Consider the following 712-nt stretch of genomic DNA (forward strand, 5'->3'; position numbering starts at 1 on the left):
TGTCCTCGATGCATACCGCAACGAAGTCACCGAAAACGGCAGGGTGAGTGCGGATCGGCGGAATGGTCGAGACGGGGTGCACCGTGATGGTGAGGGTGCCCTCGCCGTCCATGGCATCCCTGGCGTTGACGGCCATGTTCACCAGGGCCGTGTCGAACTGGCTCGGGTCGGCATCGATGAAGCAGGGCTCGTCCGGGATGTCCGTGACGATTTTGATGCGCGAGCCACTCAGCGTGCCGACCATGTCGCTGATGGTGGCGACGCTGCGGCCGGCATCGAACACCTCCGGCTTGAGGGCCTGTCGGCGCGCGAAGGCGAGTAGCTGCCCGGTGAGCTTGGCGGCGCGAGCAACGGTGTCCGAGATCGCGCCGATGTAGCGCTGGCGTCGCTCTTCCGGCAGCCCCGGCCGCTTCAGGAGATCGGTCGAGGACTTGATGACGGTGAGCAGGTTGTTGAAGTCGTGGGCCACGCCGCCGGTGAGCTGACCGACTGCCTCCATCTTCTGCGCTTGGCGCAGGGCCTCCTCCGTCCGAGCAAGGGCCTCTGCGGCATGCTTCTCGGAAGTAATGTCTCGGCCAACGGTGTAGAAGCTGCCGCTTGCCGCGTCCGCTTCTGGCACAGCCGACCAAGCGAACGAAATGGGCGTGCTATCGGCCGTGAGCAGCCTGACATGGAACTGGTGAACTGCTCGACCGCTCCGAAGCGCCGCAAC

1 protein-coding gene is annotated in these 712 nt (G+C 65.2%); it reads right to left on the minus strand.

What is annotated here, in order from left to right; genetic code table 11:
- Nucleotides 1-712, minus strand: a 712-nt coding sequence (locus F6X53_RS33550) for a PAS domain-containing sensor histidine kinase (RefSeq protein ID WP_280526090.1), incomplete at both ends; no start/stop codon positions are given.

Source organism: Methylobacterium soli, from assembly GCF_008806385.1.
GTDB lineage: Bacteria > Pseudomonadota > Alphaproteobacteria > Rhizobiales > Beijerinckiaceae > Methylobacterium > Methylobacterium soli.